Source organism: Actinomadura fulvescens, from assembly GCF_039533225.1.
GTDB classification, from domain to species: domain Bacteria; phylum Actinomycetota; class Actinomycetes; order Streptosporangiales; family Streptosporangiaceae; genus Spirillospora; species Spirillospora fulvescens.
Map to the genome: position 1 here is coordinate 714,725 of NZ_BAAATD010000004.1, position 17,255 is coordinate 731,979.

Consider the following 17,255-nt stretch of genomic DNA (forward strand, 5'->3'; position numbering starts at 1 on the left):
ACCTGTGTCCCGAGCGCAACGGGAAAACGCATTCTGATCATGGTCCGGGTGGTCAGTCCTCGACGTCGTCGCGCAGGTCGCGCATGACGGCGGCCACGCTCAGGGTGCTGTGGACCCGGACGGACGAGAGGGTCGAGGACGAGGCGTCCGCCGCCGGGTAGACGAGGCCGAACGTGCTGCCGGTCATCCAGCCGCACATCGCCGTCGAGACCGAGGGGATGCTGGTGGTGGACGAGATGTAGCGGATGCTCACGCAGGCCGCCTTACCGTCGCCGCCGCCGTTGCTGATGGGCATCGTCAGCGTGCTGAACCGGCTGGAGTTCATCTCGCGGTCCACCGCCCGCCGGAAGCTCGGCACGAGGTCGTCGGGGTCGAAGTCGCCCTCGGCGCCGACGAAGACGTAGCGGTCGGAGCCGGTGCCGTAGACGGCGGACTTGACCGTGTCGACCTTGTAGCCGGTGACCTGCTGGATGATCCGCCGCTGGCTGCTGATCGTCGAGCTCATCCGCGTCTCGGCCGCGTAGTCGCGGCTTCGGCTCCCCGCGACGGCCGGGGTGTCGATCGTGTGCTCGTTCATGCTGATGGCCACGACGGCGACGACGATCACCAGCACGACGGCAGCGACCGCGGCGAAGATCACGCCCAGCACGCAACCCGCGTTCGACGAGCTCCGCCGCGGCGGCGGCCCGTACGCCATCGGCGGTGGCGCGCCGTAGCCATAACCGTAGGGCTGTCCGGGCTGTCCAGGCGGGCCGCCGGGTGCCGGAGGAGGGTTCCAACCGCTCATATCAAGGCTCCTTGTCGGGCCGGGCGAGCGATTCAGGGGGAGGCTCGCCCGGTGGATTCCGATGCGTTGGACGTACGCGGCGTCCGTCGCGTTTCGCCTCGCGGAGCGGTTTCGATTCTTGTCGGTCCTCGTGGGGTCGGCTCGGTGCCTACTCCTCGGTCTCCACGTCCTGCCGGAACTTGCGCATGATGTCGGCCGTCGCGGCCATCGAGGTGTTGGGGCTGGTCGGCACGACGACGCCGAACGAGCTCTTCGTGGCCCAGGCGCATTCGGAGATCGTCACACCGGACTGGCTGATCTGGCTGCAGGCGGCCTCGCCGCCGTTCGGCCCGGGCGAGGCGTCGGTCGTCGGCGCGCCGGTCTTGGCGGCGGCCTCCTTGAAGCCCTTGATGAAGTCGTCGACGCCGCTGCCGATGTCGCCGGTGCCGCCGATGAACATCACCCCGGCGGGCGTGGTGCCGGCCGACGTCCCGTTCGGGTCCTTGTAGAAGGCGGAGCGGAACGAGGTGATCTTGCCGTCGGTCTCCTTCTCCATCTGGCCGCGCAGTGCCTGGATGCTCGACGCGAGCTGGTTCTCGGTGGAGGTGTCGCGCTGCATGCCGGCCACGGACTGCGGGGTGCTGATCGTGTACTCGGGTCCGGAGCCGCCGACGGCCATGAACACCGCCACGCCCGCGACCAGGACCACGACGACCGCGCCGACGATCAGTCCGATGATCAGGCCCGTGCCCGACTTGCGGCGCGGCGGGGGACCGTACGGGCCGGGCTGGCCGTACGGCCCTGGCTGCCCGTACGCGCCAGGCTGCCCTGGCTGCCCGTACGAGCCGGGTTGCCCAGGCTGCCCGTACGAGCCGGGTTGCCCAGCCTGCCCCGGTTGGCCATACGAGCCGGGTTGCCCAGCCTGCCCTGGCTGCCCGTAGGAGCCGGGTTGCCCCGGTTGCCCTGGCTGGCCGTACGAGCCTGGCTGCCCGTACTGGCCGGGCTGCTGCTGCCCGTACCCGTCAGGCGGAACGTGCCCGCCGCCGTACGCCGACGACGGCTGTGACGGGTAGCCCGGCTGCTGTGGTGGCTGCTGGCCATAGCCACCGGGGTCGCCCTGCTCGCCCGGACCGCCTTGACCCGGCGGGGGGTTCCAACCGCTCATGTCATCTCCTCAGCCACCGGAGCGGATCCCGCCTCGGGGTCCGGGGAGGAAGCCGCACCGGCTGGTTCTGCTTCTATTGACGCACCCAGAGGGCGGCATGTTCTACCTGTCGGCGCCCCGTAGAATCCGGTCCCGTGACTCAGCCCAGCAATGAGCGCGGCCAGGGCGCCGCCGACGTCGATCTGCCCACCCAGTACCAGCCGGCGAATGTCGAGGGCAGGCTCTACGAACGCTGGGTATCCGCAGGCTACTTCGCCGCGGACGCTGCTCGGAATCCGGGTGCTCCCGCATACTCCATCGTCATCCCGCCGCCCAACGTGACGGGCTCGCTGCATATGGGCCACGCCCTGGACCACTCGATCCAGGACACCCTGATCCGCCGGCGCCGTATGCAGGGATACGAGACGGCCTGGATTCCGGGCATGGACCACGCCGGGATCGCCACGCAGAACGTCGTCGAACGTGAGCTGGCCAAGGAGGGCAAGTCCCGGCACGACCTCGGCCGCGAGGCGTTCGTCGAACGTGTCTGGCAGTGGAAGGCGGAGTCCGGCGGCCGCATCCTCGGCCAGATGAAGCGGCTCGGCGACAGCGTCGACTGGTCGCGCGAGGCGTTCACGATGGACGACGACCGCGCCCGCGCCGTACGGACGATCTTCAAGCGGCTGTTCGACGACGGTCTGATCTACCGGGCCGAGCGGATCATCAACTGGTGCCCGCGCTGCCTGACCGCGCTGTCGGACATCGAGGTGGAGCACTCCGACCGCGAGGGCGAGCTGGTCTCGATCCGCTACTCCGGCGACATCGTGGTGGCGACGACGCGCGCCGAGACGATGCTCGGTGACACCGCCGTGGCCGTCCACCCCGAGGACGAGCGCTACAAGCACCTGGTCGGCACCGAGGTCGAGCTGCCGCTCACCGGCCGCCGCATCCCGATCGTCGCCGACGAGCACGTCGACCCCGAGTTCGGCACGGGCTGCGTCAAGGTCACTCCGGCGCACGACCCCAACGACTTCGAGATCGGCCGCCGGCACGCGCTGCCCTCGATCACGATCATGGACGAACGCGGCGTCATCACCGCGCACGGCCCGTTCGAGGGGCTCGACCGCTTCGAGGCGCGCCCGGCGGTCGTCGCCGCGCTCCGCGAGGAGGGCCGGATCGTCAAGGAGGTCCGCCCGTACGAGCACGCGGTCGGCCACTGCCAGCGCTGCGCCACGGTCGTCGAGCCGCGCGTCTCGCTGCAGTGGTTCGTCAAGGTCGCGCCGCTGGCCAAGGCCGCCGGCGACGCCGTCCGTGACGGCCGCGTCGAGATCCACCCGCCGGAGATGGCCGCGCGCTACTTCGGCTGGGTCGACAACATGCACGACTGGTGCATCAGCCGCCAGCTGTGGTGGGGCCACCGCATCCCCGTCTGGTACGGGCCGGACGGCGAGACGTTCTGTGCCGGGCCCGACGAGGAGCCGCCCGCCGGCTGGACGCAGGACACCGACGTCCTCGACACGTGGTTCTCGTCGGCGCTGTGGCCGTTCTCGACGCTCGGCTGGCCGGACGAGACGTCCGACCTCCAGCGCTTCTACCCGACGTCCGTGCTGGTCACGGGCTACGACATCCTCTTCTTCTGGGTCGCCCGGATGATGATGTTCGGCGTGTACGCGATGGACGGCGCCGTGCCTTTCTCAACCATCGCCCTGCACGGCATGGTGCGCGACCAGCACGGCAAGAAGATGTCCAAGTCGTTCGGCAACGTCGTCGACCCGCTCGACTGGATCGACCGTTACGGCGCCGACGCCACCCGCTTCACCCTCCTGCGCGGCGCCAATCCGGGCGGCGACGTCCCGGTCGCGGAGGACTGGGCGCAGGGCTCGCGCAACTTCTGCAACAAGCTGTGGAACGCCACCCGGTTCGCGCTCCTCAACGGTGCGCACGTGCGCGGCCCGCTGCCCGCGCCCGCCGAGCTGACGACCGTCGACCGCTGGATCCTGTCGCGCCTCCAGACGGTGGTGGCCGAGGTGGACGACCAGCTGGAGCACTACGAGTTCGCCAAGGCGTGCGAGACGCTCTACCACTTCGCCTGGGACGAGGTCTGCGACTGGTACGTGGAGCTCTCCAAGGTCCAGTTCGACGACGAACGGGCCGAGGCGACCCGCCGCGTGCTGGGCGAGGTGCTCGACACGCTCCTCCGCCTCCTCCACCCCGTGACCCCGTTCGTCACCGAGGAGCTTTGGACCTCGCTGACCGGCGCGGAAACCCTCGTCACGGCCGCCTGGCCCACCGCTGCCGAAGACTTCCTCGACAAGGACGCCACCGAGGTCGTCGAGTCGCTGCAGCGGCTGGTCACCGAGGTCCGCCGGTTCCGTTCCGACCAGGGTCTCAAGCCCGGCCAGAAGGTCGCCGCCGCGCTCGACTTCGGCGGCTCGCCGCTCGCGGGCCACGAGGAGGGCATCCGTTCGCTGGTGCGCCTCACCGTCCCGGGCGAGGGCTTCGCCGCGACCGCGTCGCTTCCCGTCGAGGGCGTGACCGTCCAGCTCGACACCGCCGGAGCCATCGACGTCGCGGCCGAACGCAAGCGCCTCGACAAGGACCTGGCCGCCGCCCGCAAGGAGGTCGACCAGGCCCGCAAGAAGCTCGGGAACGAGGCGTTCATGGCCAAGGCCCCCGAGGCCGTCGTGGCGAAGAACCGCGAGCGCCTCGCCCAGGCCGAGGCCGACATCCAGCGCCTGGAGGCGCAACTGGCGGCCCTGCCCGCCGCCTGACCCGGCGGGCGAACGAGCGCGCGAGGCCCCGGCGGTGTCATTTCGGCCGCTCTGTCCCGAACAGGGCGGCTTTGCGTGCGCGCCAGGCTACGATCTCTCTGATCGACTGCGCTTTGGGTGGGATGTGGGGGTGTGATGGCGGATTCGGTCGCCGAACCCGACCTGCCGGATGCTCCGGAGGACGTCGAACGTGACGATGACCTGGACGCTCCGCGGGTCCTGCCGCAGATGATCGACGACGTCGAAGCCCCCGACGTACCGCCGGACCTCGAACTCCTCCACGACGACTTCCGAGACGGCCCACGCGACAACCAGATCGCAGCCCCGCCCGACGAACAGGCCGCAGCCCCGCGCAACGAACAAGCCGCAGGCCCGCGCAACGAACAGGCCGCGGGCCCGCGTGACGTGCAGGTCGCAGGCTGGCGCGACGAACGGGTCGAACGCCCGCGCGAGCAGCCCGCGAGGCCGCGCGGTGAGCAAGCCGCGGGCTTGTACGACGAGCAGGTCGCGGAATCGCGCGACGAGCAGGTCGCGGCGGGGCGTGATCGGCAGTTCGCGGCGGCGCGTGACGGGCAGGCCGCGGCGGTGCGTGGCGAACAGGGCGCGGGTCCGGGTGACGGGCAGGTTGTAGATCCGCGTGACGAACGGGGCGAACGGCCGGGCGGCGAGCAGAGTGCAGGGGCGCGTGACGAGCAAGTCGAGGGGGCGTACGACGAGCAGGGTGCAGGCTCGCGTGACGAGCGGGGTGACCGTGGTTACGGGGGCGAGCCCTGGTGGATGTCGGCGCCTGACGTGAAGGTCGCCGAGGGGCCGGTGCCGGGACCGCCCGCGACGCTGATGGACGGCGGGCACGCGTCCGGCCCGCTGCCGATCCTGCCCGTCCAAGCCCCGCCACCCCTGCCCGAGCACCGGGTGCCGGACGCCCTGACGTCGGGTGGCTGGCAGGTCGTGCCGGACGGCCCGGTCGACGGACCCGCTCCGCCGCTCCCCGCGCCGTACGAGGCCAAACGGCGCAGCCGCGGCGGCCTGCTGATCGGCACGGCCCTGAGCGCCGGGATCTGCCTGCTCGCCCTCATCGCCGCCGGGGTGCTCTACTCCAGGCTCGACGGGGATTCGGCGTCCCCGCCCAAGCTGACGCGGGCCATCGCGATCGTGCCCACGGCGGGCGGCCTGACCAAGAGCCCTGAGCCCGCCGCGGCTACCGCCGCCTACCCGTTCGTCCAGGCGGGTGTACGGGCCGCCGGTGCCGAACTTCCGCGCAATGTCGCAGCCGTCTACGCCGGAAGCCCGATGGCCCCCCAGAACGTCGTCTTCTACGGCGGCACGGGAGACCTCGGAGACCCCGACGCGTTCCTCAGGAAGTCCCGGCCCAGCACCGCCATCGCCACCGTCAAGGCCAATCCCGGCCGAGGCGGCGGCCAGGGCGTCTGCGGCACGTTCGCTGTCCTGGCCGATGTGCACGTGTACTGCGCCTGGGCGACACGCACCTCGTTCGGCGTCATCGCCGACAACGCGCCGACCTCTGCACCTGACACGGCCGCGATGGCCACGCTGATGGCCAAGATGCGGGCCGACCTGGAGAAGAAGGCCTCCTAGAGGCGCACGACCGCCGAGATGCCGTCCATGCGACCTGGCCATCCGCGGCTGCGCGTTCAGACGGTCAGAACCGGCTCGGCAGGCTCGGTGATGTCGGGCTTGTCGGGTTCGCCGCGTGAGTTGGCGGTACGGAGGCCGACGATGGCGGCCACGATCAGCAGGACGCCGCCCACGAACAGCGCCCGCTGGAAGCCCGAGGTCAATGCCTCGGACGGGGGAACGCGGGCGGCGAGCTCGTCCTTGGTGCGGGAGGTGGCGATCGCGGTGAGGATCGCCAGCCCGAGGGCGCCGCCGAGCTGCTGCGAGGTGTTGAGGAGCGCGGCGGCGAGTCCGGCCTGTTCGGCCGGGACGCCCGCGTTCGCGGCGGTGGTGACGCCGACGAAGACCGCGCCCAGGCCGAGCGACATGATCACCAGGCCCGGCAGCAGATCGGTGAGGTATGAGCCGTCGACCGGGATCCGGGCGAGCAGCAGCACGCCGGCGCCGGAGAGCAGCGCGCCCGTCACGATCACGGGCCGGGTGCCGATCCGGCCGAACAGCTTGGACGCGATCCCCGCCGCGATGCCGACGCCGAGGCACACCGGCAGGAACGCGGTGCCGGCCTCGAACTCGTCGAAGCCGAGCACGTTCTGCATGTAGAGGGTGATGAAGAAGAACATCGCCAGGAACCCGGCGACGGCGATCAGCTGCGTGACGTTGGCGGCCGCGAGCCCCCGGACCCGGAAGATCGACAATGGCACCAGCGGGTTCCGGTGCAGCTTCTCGTTGATCACGAATGCTCCCAGCATCACCGCGGCCACGCTCAGCTGCAGGACCGTACGCACGTCTCCCCATCCCTGGTCGGGTGCCTTGACCAGCCCGTACACCAGGAGCAGCATCCCGCCGGTCGCCAGCGCGGTGCCCAGCACGTCGAAGCCGCGCTTCCTGGAGGCGGGCACGTCGCGGGGGAGCAGCAGCGGGATCGCGGCCAGGACGATCAGGCACACCGGCGTGTTGACGTAGAAGACCCAGCGCCACCCCGGGCCGGAGCTCAACAGCCCGCCGAAGAAGACGCCCGCAGCGGACGCGAGCCCCGCGGCGCCGCCCCAGACGCCCATCGCCTTGTTGCGGTCGGCGCCTTCGGGGAACGTGGTGGTGAGCAGCGAGAGCGCGGCGGGCAACATCAGCGCCGCGCCCGCGCCCTGCGCGAGCCGGGCGCCGATCAGAAGCTCGCTCGTCTCCGCGATGCCGCCCAGGGCCGAGGAGATCCCCACGACGACGGTGCCCGTGACGAGTATCCGGCGGCGGCCGAGCAGGTCCGCCGCCCGGCCGCCCAGGAGCATGAACCCGCCGTACGTGAGCAGGTAGGCGCTGGGAACCCATTGCAGGCTCTGCACCGACAGATCGAGATCATGCTGGATCGCGGGCAACGCGATGTTGACGATCGAGGCGTCCACGAAATCGAGGAACGCCACCGTGCAGAGCAGAAGCAGGATGAGCTTGCCGCGCCCGGTGGCGAGGCTGTGTGTGGTCACGATGGATGGCCCTCTCGGTGTGAATCCGTTCGCGACCCATGAGCGGGTGAGCCCCTCGGAACGTGACAGCACCGGGAGCCGGTGAGAGGTAACTCACAACCGCCCGCCCGGATGTCACGTTTCCGCGCCCCGAACCTTCATAGGGGGAGACATCCAGACGGGAGAACCCCATGACCGACGTCTTCGCCGCCCATCGTGAGCTGCTGTTCTCGGTGGTCTACAACCTGCTCGGCAGCGTCGCCGACACCGAGGACGTGCTCCAGGAAACCTGGTTGTCGTGGGAGCCGAGGCACCGTACGGGAGAGATCGGCAATCCCCGCGCCTATCTCGTCCGCGTCGCCGTGAACCATGCCCTCGCCCGCCGGGCCACGGTCAGCCGCCGCCGCGAGGCCTACGTCGGGCCCTGGCTGCCCGAGCCCTTGGTCACCGACGCCACGGACGCCGCCGAGCCCGCGCTGCGCGCCGAGTCGGTGTCGATGGCGATGCTGGTGGTGCTGGAGACGCTCACCCCCCTGGAGCGTGCGGTCTTCGTGCTGAACGAGGTGTTCGGTTACCCGCACACCGAGATCGCGGAGATCATCGATCGGACCCCGGCGGCCGTACGGCAACTCGCTCACCGTGCCCGCGAGCACGTCCACGCCCGCCGCCCCCGTCACCAGGCCGATCCCCGGCTGCAGCGGGAAGTGACCGAGCGCTTCCTGGCGGCCCAGCTCGACGGCGACATCGCGGCCCTCATGGAGATCCTCGCGCCCGACGTCACGCTGTGGGCGGACGGCGGCGGCAAGGCCCGGGCCGCCGGTCTCCGGCCCGTCCACGGCCGTGCCAGGGTCGCCCGCCTGATCAGCGCCAACGCGACCCTCCGTCCCATCCCCGATCTCTGTATCCGTTACCGCGAGGTCAACGGCGACCCCTCGGCACTGCTCTTCACGGGCGACGCCCCGTTCGCCGTGGTCGTCCTGGACCTCACGCCTGACGGCCGGAGGGTCCGGGGTATCTATGCCGTTACCAACCCCGACAAGCTCGCGCATATCGACGATTAGGGTGTGTGGCATTCAAGTGGGCGCCTGGCATTCAGCTAGGGCGCGTGGCACTCAGGTGGGCGCATGGAATTCAGCCATTTCCATATTTCTTGCGGGCCGTAGGCACGGGGGCAACGGCGCCGGCGTCGCGGCGCTACGGCGTTGTGAAGAGATGTCCGGTGTCGGCGTCTACGAGATCCAGGACCCGGCCGATGAAGTAGACCGTGCCGAGGGCGACGACGTGCCGTCCCAGCCCGGCCAGGTGTCCGGGAGTCAGGTCGGCGGCGTCGATCACGTTCCAGTGGGCGGGGAGCGGACGGGTGAAGCGCAGCCGCTCGTATGGCAGCCGTACGAACGTCACCGGCAGCCCGCCGAGTGCGGCCACGGCGCCGTCCACGTCCTTGTGGTCGGGCAGGCACAGCACGACGTGATCGACGTCGCCCCACCGTTCGCGTGCGGTCTCCAGCGCCGTGGCCACGCCACCGCCGTTGATCGCGCAGTCGGCCAGCACCTCGGTGTCCGTGCCCGGAAGCCGGTGCCACGAGAGGCGGCCCGGCAGGACGACCGTGGACAGAACGGCCTTCAGTTGTTGCGCGTCAGGGGGCGTGAGCCCCTCGGTTTCAAGCAGCCGCAGCGCGGCGATGCAACCGGCCTCGGCGTTCCGGCGGCCGAGCCCGGAGGGCAGGTGTTCCGGTGGGATGTCAGTGGTCTCGACGTACTCGACCGGTGCCCTCCCGCCTGTGCCTGCCTCGACCGTTCGTTCCAGGGCGGCCGCGACCGGCGGGGTCTGCGGAGCCGACACGACGCGCCTGGTCAGCGCGTCCACCACACCGGCCTTTTCGATGGCGATGGCCGCGGGGGTGTCGCCGAGGACGCCGAGGTGCTCGCCGAAGATCGGAGTGACCGCGACGACCCGCGGTGCGAACAGCGAGACCTCGTCGCCCCGCCCGCCCATGCCCGCCTCCAGAACGAGGACGTCGGCGCCGCACTCGCGGGCATGCACGACTCCCGACAACGTGAAGAGGCCAGTGGGCGCGAGGTAGCCGTCGGTTTGCGGCGGCAGAGCGCCGATGGCCCGATCCAGCCGCTCGGCCAGGGACGCGAACTCCGCTTCGCCGACCGCCTGCCCGTTCACGCGGATGCGATCGCGGTCGCCGCGCAGGCCCGGGCTGGTCACCGTGCCGACGCGCAGGCCCGCCGCGGCGAGGAACGCGGAGGCGTAGGTCGCCGCCGTGCCCTTGCCCTTCGAGCCGACCACCACCACGACGGGAACGCCCGCCGGGAGCAGGCCCAGCTCCTCAGCCAAGGCGCGGGCGCGGGCGAGGCTGCGGGTCTCGCCCGGGTTCCGCGCCTGCCATTCCCGGTAGAACACCTCGTCGGCCGTCACGCGCCCATCGTTCCAGGCGCCTTCCCGGGCGTCGCGGCCGGGCCGCGCACCCGGGGCAAGTAGGCTGCAAAGGTCACTTTCCGCAGGCATGGAGCAACGTGAGCCAGGTAACCGAGCCGCTCGACTACCGCGACGCCGTGAACGAGATCATGGGCCGCGGGGTCGAATGGGACATCGATCCCACCCTCGACCGGATCCGCGATCTGGTGGACCTGCTGGGTGAGCCGCAGCGCTCCTACCCCGTCATCCACATCGCGGGCACCAACGGCAAGACCAGCACCGCGCGGCTGATCGAGTCGCTGCTGCGCGAGCGCGGCCTGCGCACCGGCCTCTACACCAGCCCGGAGCTGACGACCCTGCGCGAGCGGATCGCGATCGACGGCGAGGCGATCTCCGAGGAAGGGTTCGTCGAGACCCTGCGCGACGTGCTGCCGTACGTGCGGCTGATCGATGACAAGCACGGCGTCCGGCTGTCGTTCTTCGAGGTGCTGACGGCGATGGCGTACGCGGCGTTCGCCGACGCGCCGGTGGACGTGGCGATCGTCGAGACCGGCATGGGCGGTGCCTGGGACGCGACGAACGTGGCCGACGGGACCGTGGCCGTGATCACGCCGATCGGCCTGGACCACACCCGCTATCTCGGCGACACGATCGAGGAGATCGCGGCCGAGAAGGCCGGGATCATCAAGCCCGGCGCGATCGCCGTTCTGGCCCAGCAGCCGGTCGCGGCGGCCGAGGTGCTGCTGCGCAGGGTCGCCGAGGTGGGCGCGGTGGCGGCGCGGGAGGGCATCGAGTTCGGCGCGGTGCACCGCGACATCGCGTTCGGCGGCCAGCTGATACGCATCCAGGGCCTGCACGCGGCGTACGACGACATCTTCCTGCCGATGTTCGGTGACCACCAGGCGAGCAACGCCGCCTGCGCGCTGGCCGCCGTGGAGGCGTTCGCCAGCGGCACCCCGACCAGCGGAGAGGCCAACCTGGAGGCGACCACGCGGATCGCCGCGGGGGAGACCTACGGGGGCGGCGACGAGGGACAGCTCGACCCGGCGCTGGTCCGCAGCGGCTTCGCCAAGGCGGGTTCGCCCGGGCGGCTGGAGGTCGTCCGGACCGGGCCGACGGTGCTGCTGGACGCGGCGCACAACCCGGCGGGCATGGCGGCGAGCGTCGCCACGGTGACCGAGGAGTTCAACTTCAACCGGCTGGTGGGCGTCTTCGCCGCGTTCGCCGACAAGGACCTCGCCGGCATGCTGGAGCAGCTCGAACCCGTCCTGGCCGAGCTCGTGGTGACCCGCAACTCCTCGCCGCGCTCCCTGCCGGCCGAGGAACTGGGCGAGCTCGCCGAAGGCATCTTCGGCGTCGACCGGGTGCACGTGTCCCCGCGCCTGGACGACGCCATCGACCGGGCGATCGGCCTGGCGGAGGAGACCGGCGAGTACCAGGGCGCGGGCGTGCTGATCACCGGCTCGGTGGTCACCGCCGGCGACGCCCGGACGCTGCTGCGCGTGGAGGGAACGAAGTGAACGCGAGCGGAGCGAGCCGATGAGCGCGGCACGAAGGTTGCTCGCGATGGTGCTGACCTGCGAGGCGATCGTGATCGCGCTCGCGATCCCGGTGGCGGTCTCGGTGCTGGACGTGGACGGCGGGCTCGCGGGCCTGGTCTGCGGCGGGCTCGCGGTGGGCTGCCTCCTGCTGGCCGGGATGCTGCGCTTCCCGTGGGCGATCGCGGCGGGCAGCGGCTTGCAGGTGCTGGTCATCGCCACCGGTTTCATGGTGCCGACCATGTTCTTCCTCGGTGCCCTTTTCGGCCTGCTCTGGGGTACGGCCATTTGGATGGGACGCAAGGCGGACGGCGTCCAGGCGCGCTAAATTCGCGGGAACGGCGTTTCAATTTATCCGCCGATTTTCGCGTTCTCTATTTAACGCGCAAATCCGACAATCGGGAAACTGCTTCGGTGGATGACGCCCTCTGAAGGAGAAGGCCGTGTCCCCCCACGACGATCCCAGCGAGTTCCCGACCGATTCCCCGACCGACCGCACCGTCACCTTCGACCGCCCCGACGGCTTCACCATCCCCCTCGACCGCCCCACCTGGCGCGAGCACCCCACCGCCGAACTTCCCACCATCCAGCCCGCCGACGAACCCACCGACCCTGGCGCCGCTCCAGGCCTCGCTGCGAACGCCGAACCGGACATCACCCCAGCCGCCGACCCGGGCGCCGGTACGGGCGTCGGCTCAGCTGTCGGGCCGGGTGTCGACTTTGGCGCAGACTCGGGCGTCGGTACGGGCATTGGGTCGGTCGTTGGCTCGGGTATCGGTTCGGGCAACGACTTTGGCGTCGACTCGGGCGTCAGTAGGGGCGTTGGCTCGGCCGCCGGGTCGGGTGCCGGTTCAGGTGCCGACTTTGGCGTCGGGTCGGGCGTCGGTTCGGATGTCGACTCGGGCGCCGGTCTGGCCGCCGATACAGGCGCCGGTCCGAGCGTTGGCTCGGGCGCCGGGCTTGGTGTCGGTTCGGGTGCCAGTTCGGATGTCGGTTCGAGCGTCGAGTTGGACGTCGGCTCGGGCGGTGGCTCGGCCGCCAGTTCCGGTGTCGGTCCGGGCGGCGGCTTGGACGTCGGGTCGGGCGTCAGTTCGGGCGTCGGTTCGGACGTCGGCTCAGGCGTTGCGGTGGACGTCGGTTGGGGCGGTGGCTCGGCCGCTGGCTTGGACGTCGGCTCTGGCGTCGGTTCGGACGTCGGCTCGGGTGTGGGTTCGGACGTCCGTTCGGACGTCCGTTCGGACGTCGGTTCGGGTGTTGGGTCGGGTGTCGACTCTCGCGTTGGCTTGGACGGCGGCTCGGGTGTTGGGGTGGAGGTCGAGCAGGGTGTCGGGGAGATCGTGGGTGCGGCGGGGCGGGTGCGGGAGGGGTTGGCGGCGCTTGGTGTTCTTCTGGCGACGTTCACCGTGGTGCCGGCGGTCGCGCTGGCGCTTCCCAACACCAGCCTGAACGTGCTGGTGCCCGCCCGGGACGGTCTCGGCCTTGACGACGCCGGTCTGCCCGGGCTGATTCGGGCCGCCGGGTTCACGTTGCCCGCGCTGCTGCTGGCCGTTCCGGTCGCGGCCGTGGCGTCCCGACGGTTCTCGCCGCGTTTCGTTCTCTTGTTCGGCCTCGTTCTGCTGCTGGGTGGGCTCGGCGTGGCTCGGTTCGCGGGAACGGTTCCGATGATCGGTATCGGACGGGCGTTGCAGGGGCTCGGCGCCGGTGTCGCGCTGCCCGCCGTCGTCGTGCTGGTCGCGGAGAGGCGGAGCCGAGCTCTTGCCTCGATCTGGGCGGGCACGCTTGTCGGCGTGCTTCTGCTTGCGATGCCGCTGGCGCTTTATGCGACGCCGCTGCCTGTGGGTGGGAGCCCGCCCGGTGACTGGCGCGCGGCGTTCGGTCCGTACCCGGGCATCGCCGGTGCCGCGCTCGGCGCCGCGTTCCTCTGCGTGATCCTCCGGGGCCGCCGCCCGCTGCCCGCGCCGCGGCGGGCCGAGCGCGGCCAGCTGCTGCTGCCCGCCGTTCCCGCCGCCGGGTTCGCCTTCCTCGCCGTCGTCACGACCTACGGCTGGTCGCCGGGCGCGCAACTCGTCGTCGGCGGCATCGCGATGATCGCGCTCCTCGGCCTGGCGGTGGTGGGCAGCGGCGACACGACCACCGGCAGCCCGCTCGGCTGCGCGGTCGTGATGGTGACGACCGGGCTGCTCACCTATCCGCTGGCCGGGCCGTTGGCCGGGTTGGCGAACGGGTCCGCGGCGCTCCGGGGCACCGGCGATCCGCGTCTCCAGCTCGTCCCGTTCGCCGCCGCGGCCCTCGCCGCTCTGCTGGGCGCACTCGCCACCGTGCGGATGTCACGGGACGCCGCGCGCGGCGCGGTGCTGGGCGGGCACGGCCTGGTCCTGGTGGCGGTGCTCGTCTTCCTCGCCACCGACGTGGCCTCGGGTCCCTGGTCGCTCCTGGCGCCGCTCGTTCCCCTCGGCGCGGGTCTCGGCATGGCGCTGGCCGCCTCGCTCCGGGAGGCCGGGGCGGGCGCGGCGCTGTTCGGCCTGACGCTGGCGTTCCCGGCCGTCCTGGTCGGCCAGCTTCTGGTGCTCGCGCTCCAGTCGGGCCAGATCCAGCGTCTGCGCCCGGAGACCGGCGCCGAGCAGTTGTACGGGCTCACCGCCGGATACCGCGTCTGGCTGATCGCGGCGGGCGTGCTGACCGTGGTGCTGGTCGCCGCGTGCGTCCGCGTCACCGCGGCGCGCGAACGCGACCCGCACGCCGGAGGCCGCCGAGCCGGGTAACCTTCTCGCGTAATCCCACCTGTACGAGGAGAACTACCCGTGTCCGAGCGCACTCTTGTTCTGGTCAAGCCCGACGGCGTCCGCCGTGCCGTGGTCGGTGAGGTCATCTCCCGCATCGAGCGCAAGGGCCTGAAGATCGTGGCGCTGGAGCTGCGCACGCTGTCCCGGGACACCGCCGAGGACCACTACGGCGAGCACCGCGAGCGTCCGTTCTTCGGCGAGCTGGTCGAGTTCATCACCGGCGGCCCGCTGGTCGCGATGGTGGTCGAGGGCCCGCGCGCGATCGAGGCCTTCCGCGCGCTCGCCGGCGCCACCGACCCGGTCAAGGCGACGCCGGGCACCATCCGCGGCGACCACGCCCTGGAGATCGGCGAGAACATCGTGCACGGCTCCGACTCGCCCGAGTCCGCCGCGCGCGAGATCAAGCTGTTCTTCCCCGAGCTGGGCTGACCGCGCGCCCCGTCCGTCCCGTGCGAATCCCGGGGCGCACGGGCGCGAGAACGGCTGACACACGCGGGCCGGAGTGATCCGGCCCGCGTGCCTTTTTGCCAAAACTGGCCTGGTGGGCACCTGATTTTTATTCAAGACGCCCCGGGTCGGTGTCTGCCTCGCACCGCTTCAGCGCGTTACGATGGGTACGCCGCTCTGCACGCCCGCCAACATGAAGGGCTCCCTTTCTTCATGGGTAACAAGCTGTCTTTTCTTGGCCGTGACATGGCGGTCGATCTCGGTACCGCCAACACGTTGGTCTACGTGCGCGGGCGCGGCATCGTCCTGAACGAGCCCTCCGTGGTGGCGATCAACACCAACACGGGAAAGATCGTCGCGGTGGGCATCGAGGCGAAACGCATGATCGGCCGCACTCCGGGCAACATCGTCGCCGTCCGCCCGCTCAAGGACGGCGTGATCGCCGACTTCGACGTCACCGAACGGATGTTGCGCTATTTCATCCAGAAGGTGCACAAACGCCGGCATTTTGCCAAGCCGCGCATCGTGGTGGCCGTGCCCAGCGGCATCACCGGGGTCGAGCAGCGCGCCGTCAAGGAGGCCGGTTACCAGGCCGGTGCCCGCCGGGTCTACATCATCGAGGAGCCCATGGCCGCCGCGATCGGCGCCGGGCTGCCCGTCTACGAGCCCACCGGCAACATGGTCGTCGACATAGGCGGCGGCACCACCGAGGTCGCCATCATCTCGCTCGGCGGCATCGTGACCAGCCAGTCCGTGCGTGTCGGTGGTGACGAGCTCGACCAGGCCGTGATCTCGTTCTCCAAGAAGGAGTACTCCCTGATGCTCGGGGAGCGCACCGCGGAGGAGATCAAGATGGCGATCGGGTCTGCCTACCCCGGCGGCGAAGACGAGCCGCACGCGGAGATCCGCGGCCGCGACCTGGTCAGCGGGCTGCCCAAGACCGTGGTGATCTCCGCCGAGGAGGTGCGCCGCGCGATCGAGGAGCCGGTCAACTCCATCGTCGACGCGGTCAAGACCACCCTCGACAAGTGCCCGCCCGAGCTGTCCGGCGACATCATGGACCGCGGGATCGCCCTGACCGGCGGCGGCGCCCTGCTCAAGAACCTCGACGAGCGGCTGCGCGAGGAGACCGGCATGCCGATCCACCTCGTCGACAACCCCCTCGACTCGGTCGTCCTCGGCACCGGCAAGTGCGTCGAGGACTTCGAGTCGCTGCGGCAGGTCCTGGTCCCCGAGCCGCGACACTGACCACCCAATCCCCCTTCGCGCACGGAAAACGGGAGGTCAGTGGGTGAAGGACACCCGGCGGACCCGCACGGTCCTCGGCTTGCTCCTCGTCGTGGCGCTCGCGCTGATCACGATCGACTATCGGGGCGGCGACGGCTCGCCGCTGCGCGGGCTGCGCGGTGTCGGCGCCGCGGTGTTCGGCCCGGTGGAGCGGGTGTCGGCGGCGGTCGTGCGGCCGATCGGCAACACGGTCGACGCGATCACCGACGCGCCGGGCGAACGGCGCCGCGCCGACCGGCTCGAACGCGAGAACCAGCGGCTCCGCGAGCAACTGCGGGCGGGCCGGCTCGACCAGCACCGCGCCGCGCAGCTCGACCGGCTGCTCGGCTCGGCCGGGATGGGCGGCTACAAGATCGCGGCAGCGAAGGTGATCTCCGCGGGACAGGGCTTCGAGGACACCGTCACCATCGACGTGGGCTCGCGCAGCGGCGTCCGGCCCGAGATGACCGTGATGAGCGCCGACGGCCTGGTCGGCCGCGTCGTCCGGGTCGGCCCGGCCACCTCCACCGTGCTGCTCGCCACCGACGTGACCTCGCAGGTCGGCAGCCGCCTGGAGGACTCCCAGGAGATCGGCATCGTGCAGGGCCGCGGCCGCCGTGGCCTCGGCGGCGGTGGCGAGACGCCGCTGCGCTTCCAGTTGCTCAACGCCAACGCGCCGATGCGGGTGGGCATGCGTCTGGTGACGCTCGGCTCCCAGGCGGAGCGGCCGTACGTGCCGGGCGTGCCGATCGGCGTGATCGAACGCATCGACCAGCCGGTCGGCGATCTGACCCGCACGGCCTACGTGCGCCCGTTCGCCAGATTCACCAGCCTCGACGTCGTCGCGGTCGTGGTGGCCCCGCCCAAGGTCGATCCGCGCGACGCGGTGCTGCCGCCCAAGCCCAAGCCGGCGCCCTCCGCGACCCCGTCGGCCAAACCGAGCGGCAAGCCGGACGACGACAGGCCGGGCGAGCGCGGCAGGCCGTCCAAGAAGCCGTCCACAAAGCCGTCATCGGGGGATTGA

General features: G+C 71.1%; 13 protein-coding genes. 9 read left to right on the plus strand and 4 right to left on the minus strand.

Translation table 11 applies throughout. The annotated features are described in order from the left end of the window. Positions 1–52: 52 nt before the first annotated feature. On the minus strand, positions 53–787 hold the full coding sequence (locus tag ABD333_RS18915; protein WP_344542583.1) for a hypothetical protein: 735 nt from the start codon (positions 785–787) through the stop codon (positions 53–55). A 148-nt stretch (positions 788–935) separates the two neighbouring features. Continuing rightward, positions 936–1,931 carry a collagen-like triple helix repeat-containing protein gene (locus ABD333_RS18920; RefSeq protein WP_344542585.1) on the minus strand — a complete coding sequence of 332 codons (996 nt, stop codon included), beginning with the start codon at positions 1,929–1,931 and terminating at the stop codon, positions 936–938. Positions 1,932–2,065: 134 nt separating this feature from the next. Here ABD333_RS18920 and ABD333_RS18925 point away from each other — a divergent pair, with 134 nt between their 5' ends. Next, positions 2,066–4,681, plus strand: a complete 2,616-nt coding sequence (locus ABD333_RS18925; RefSeq protein WP_344542587.1) for a valine--tRNA ligase — start codon at positions 2,066–2,068, stop codon at positions 4,679–4,681. Between the two features lie 135 nt (positions 4,682–4,816). Beyond that, a complete protein-coding gene (locus tag ABD333_RS18930; protein ID WP_344542589.1) occupies positions 4,817–6,277 on the plus strand; it encodes a hypothetical protein in 1,461 nt (486 codons plus the stop codon). 56 nt (positions 6,278–6,333) lie between these two features. On the opposite strand, the gene ABD333_RS18935 is transcribed toward ABD333_RS18930, so the two are convergent. Further along, positions 6,334–7,791 (minus strand): MFS transporter, encoded by a 1,458-nt coding sequence (locus tag ABD333_RS18935; protein ID WP_344542591.1) that lies wholly within the window; start codon positions 7,789–7,791, stop codon positions 6,334–6,336. Between the two features lie 170 nt (positions 7,792–7,961). Between ABD333_RS18935 and sigJ the strand changes: the two genes are divergently transcribed. Beyond that, complete coding sequence (gene sigJ, locus ABD333_RS18940) at positions 7,962–8,831, plus strand: RNA polymerase sigma factor SigJ (RefSeq protein WP_344542593.1); 870 nt, start codon at positions 7,962–7,964, stop codon at positions 8,829–8,831. A 133-nt stretch (positions 8,832–8,964) separates the two neighbouring features. Here sigJ and ABD333_RS18945 read toward each other — a convergent pair whose 3' ends face one another. After that, positions 8,965–10,197, minus strand: coding sequence for a folylpolyglutamate synthase/dihydrofolate synthase family protein (locus ABD333_RS18945; protein ID WP_344542604.1), 1,233 nt, complete (start codon positions 10,195–10,197; stop codon positions 8,965–8,967). 149 nt (positions 10,198–10,346) lie between these two features. Here ABD333_RS18945 and ABD333_RS18950 point away from each other — a divergent pair, with 149 nt between their 5' ends. The 6 genes from ABD333_RS18950 to mreC all read left to right on the plus strand — a co-directional run bounded on the left by ABD333_RS18950 (position 10,347) and on the right by mreC (position 17,255). Then, positions 10,347–11,717 (plus strand): bifunctional folylpolyglutamate synthase/dihydrofolate synthase, encoded by a 1,371-nt coding sequence (locus ABD333_RS18950; protein ID WP_344542660.1) that lies wholly within the window; start codon positions 10,347–10,349, stop codon positions 11,715–11,717. Between the two features lie 19 nt (positions 11,718–11,736). Beyond that, positions 11,737–12,063, plus strand: a complete 327-nt coding sequence (locus tag ABD333_RS18955; RefSeq protein WP_344542606.1) for a DUF4233 domain-containing protein — start codon at positions 11,737–11,739, stop codon at positions 12,061–12,063. A gap of 979 nt (positions 12,064–13,042) precedes the next feature. Continuing rightward, the gene (locus ABD333_RS18960) at positions 13,043–14,497 is read left to right on the plus strand and encodes a hypothetical protein (protein ID WP_344542608.1); all 1,455 of its coding nucleotides are present in this window, start codon (positions 13,043–13,045) and stop codon (positions 14,495–14,497) included. A 39-nt stretch (positions 14,498–14,536) separates the two neighbouring features. Further along, entirely contained in the window at positions 14,537–14,947 is a 411-nt protein-coding gene (gene ndk / locus ABD333_RS18965; protein WP_151571204.1) for a nucleoside-diphosphate kinase, read from the plus strand. Positions 14,948–15,178: 231 nt separating this feature from the next. Next, positions 15,179–16,213 carry a rod shape-determining protein gene (locus tag ABD333_RS18970; protein WP_410557728.1) on the plus strand — a complete coding sequence of 345 codons (1,035 nt, stop codon included), beginning with the start codon at positions 15,179–15,181 and terminating at the stop codon, positions 16,211–16,213. Positions 16,214–16,256: 43 nt separating this feature from the next. Continuing rightward, positions 16,257–17,255 (plus strand): rod shape-determining protein MreC, encoded by a 999-nt coding sequence (gene mreC / locus ABD333_RS18975; RefSeq protein WP_344542612.1) that lies wholly within the window; start codon positions 16,257–16,259, stop codon positions 17,253–17,255.

Excerpts from the sequence above, each read along its gene's own strand:
- ABD333_RS18915 (WP_344542583.1), bottom strand. The coding sequence starts at position 787 with ATGAGCGGTTGGAACCCTCCTCCGGCACCCGGCGGCCCGCCTGGACAG.
- ABD333_RS18920 (WP_344542585.1), bottom strand. The coding sequence starts at position 1,931 with ATGAGCGGTTGGAACCCCCCGCCGGGTCAAGGCGGTCCGGGCGAGCAG.
- ABD333_RS18930 (WP_344542589.1), top strand. The coding sequence starts at position 4,817 with ATGGCGGATTCGGTCGCCGAACCCGACCTGCCGGATGCTCCGGAGGAC.
- sigJ (WP_344542593.1), top strand. The coding sequence starts at position 7,962 with ATGACCGACGTCTTCGCCGCCCATCGTGAGCTGCTGTTCTCGGTGGTC.
- ABD333_RS18950 (WP_344542660.1), top strand. The coding sequence starts at position 10,347 with ATGGGCCGCGGGGTCGAATGGGACATCGATCCCACCCTCGACCGGATC.
- ABD333_RS18955 (WP_344542606.1), top strand. The coding sequence starts at position 11,737 with ATGAGCGCGGCACGAAGGTTGCTCGCGATGGTGCTGACCTGCGAGGCG.
- ABD333_RS18970 (WP_410557728.1), top strand. The coding sequence starts at position 15,179 with ATGGGTAACAAGCTGTCTTTTCTTGGCCGTGACATGGCGGTCGATCTC.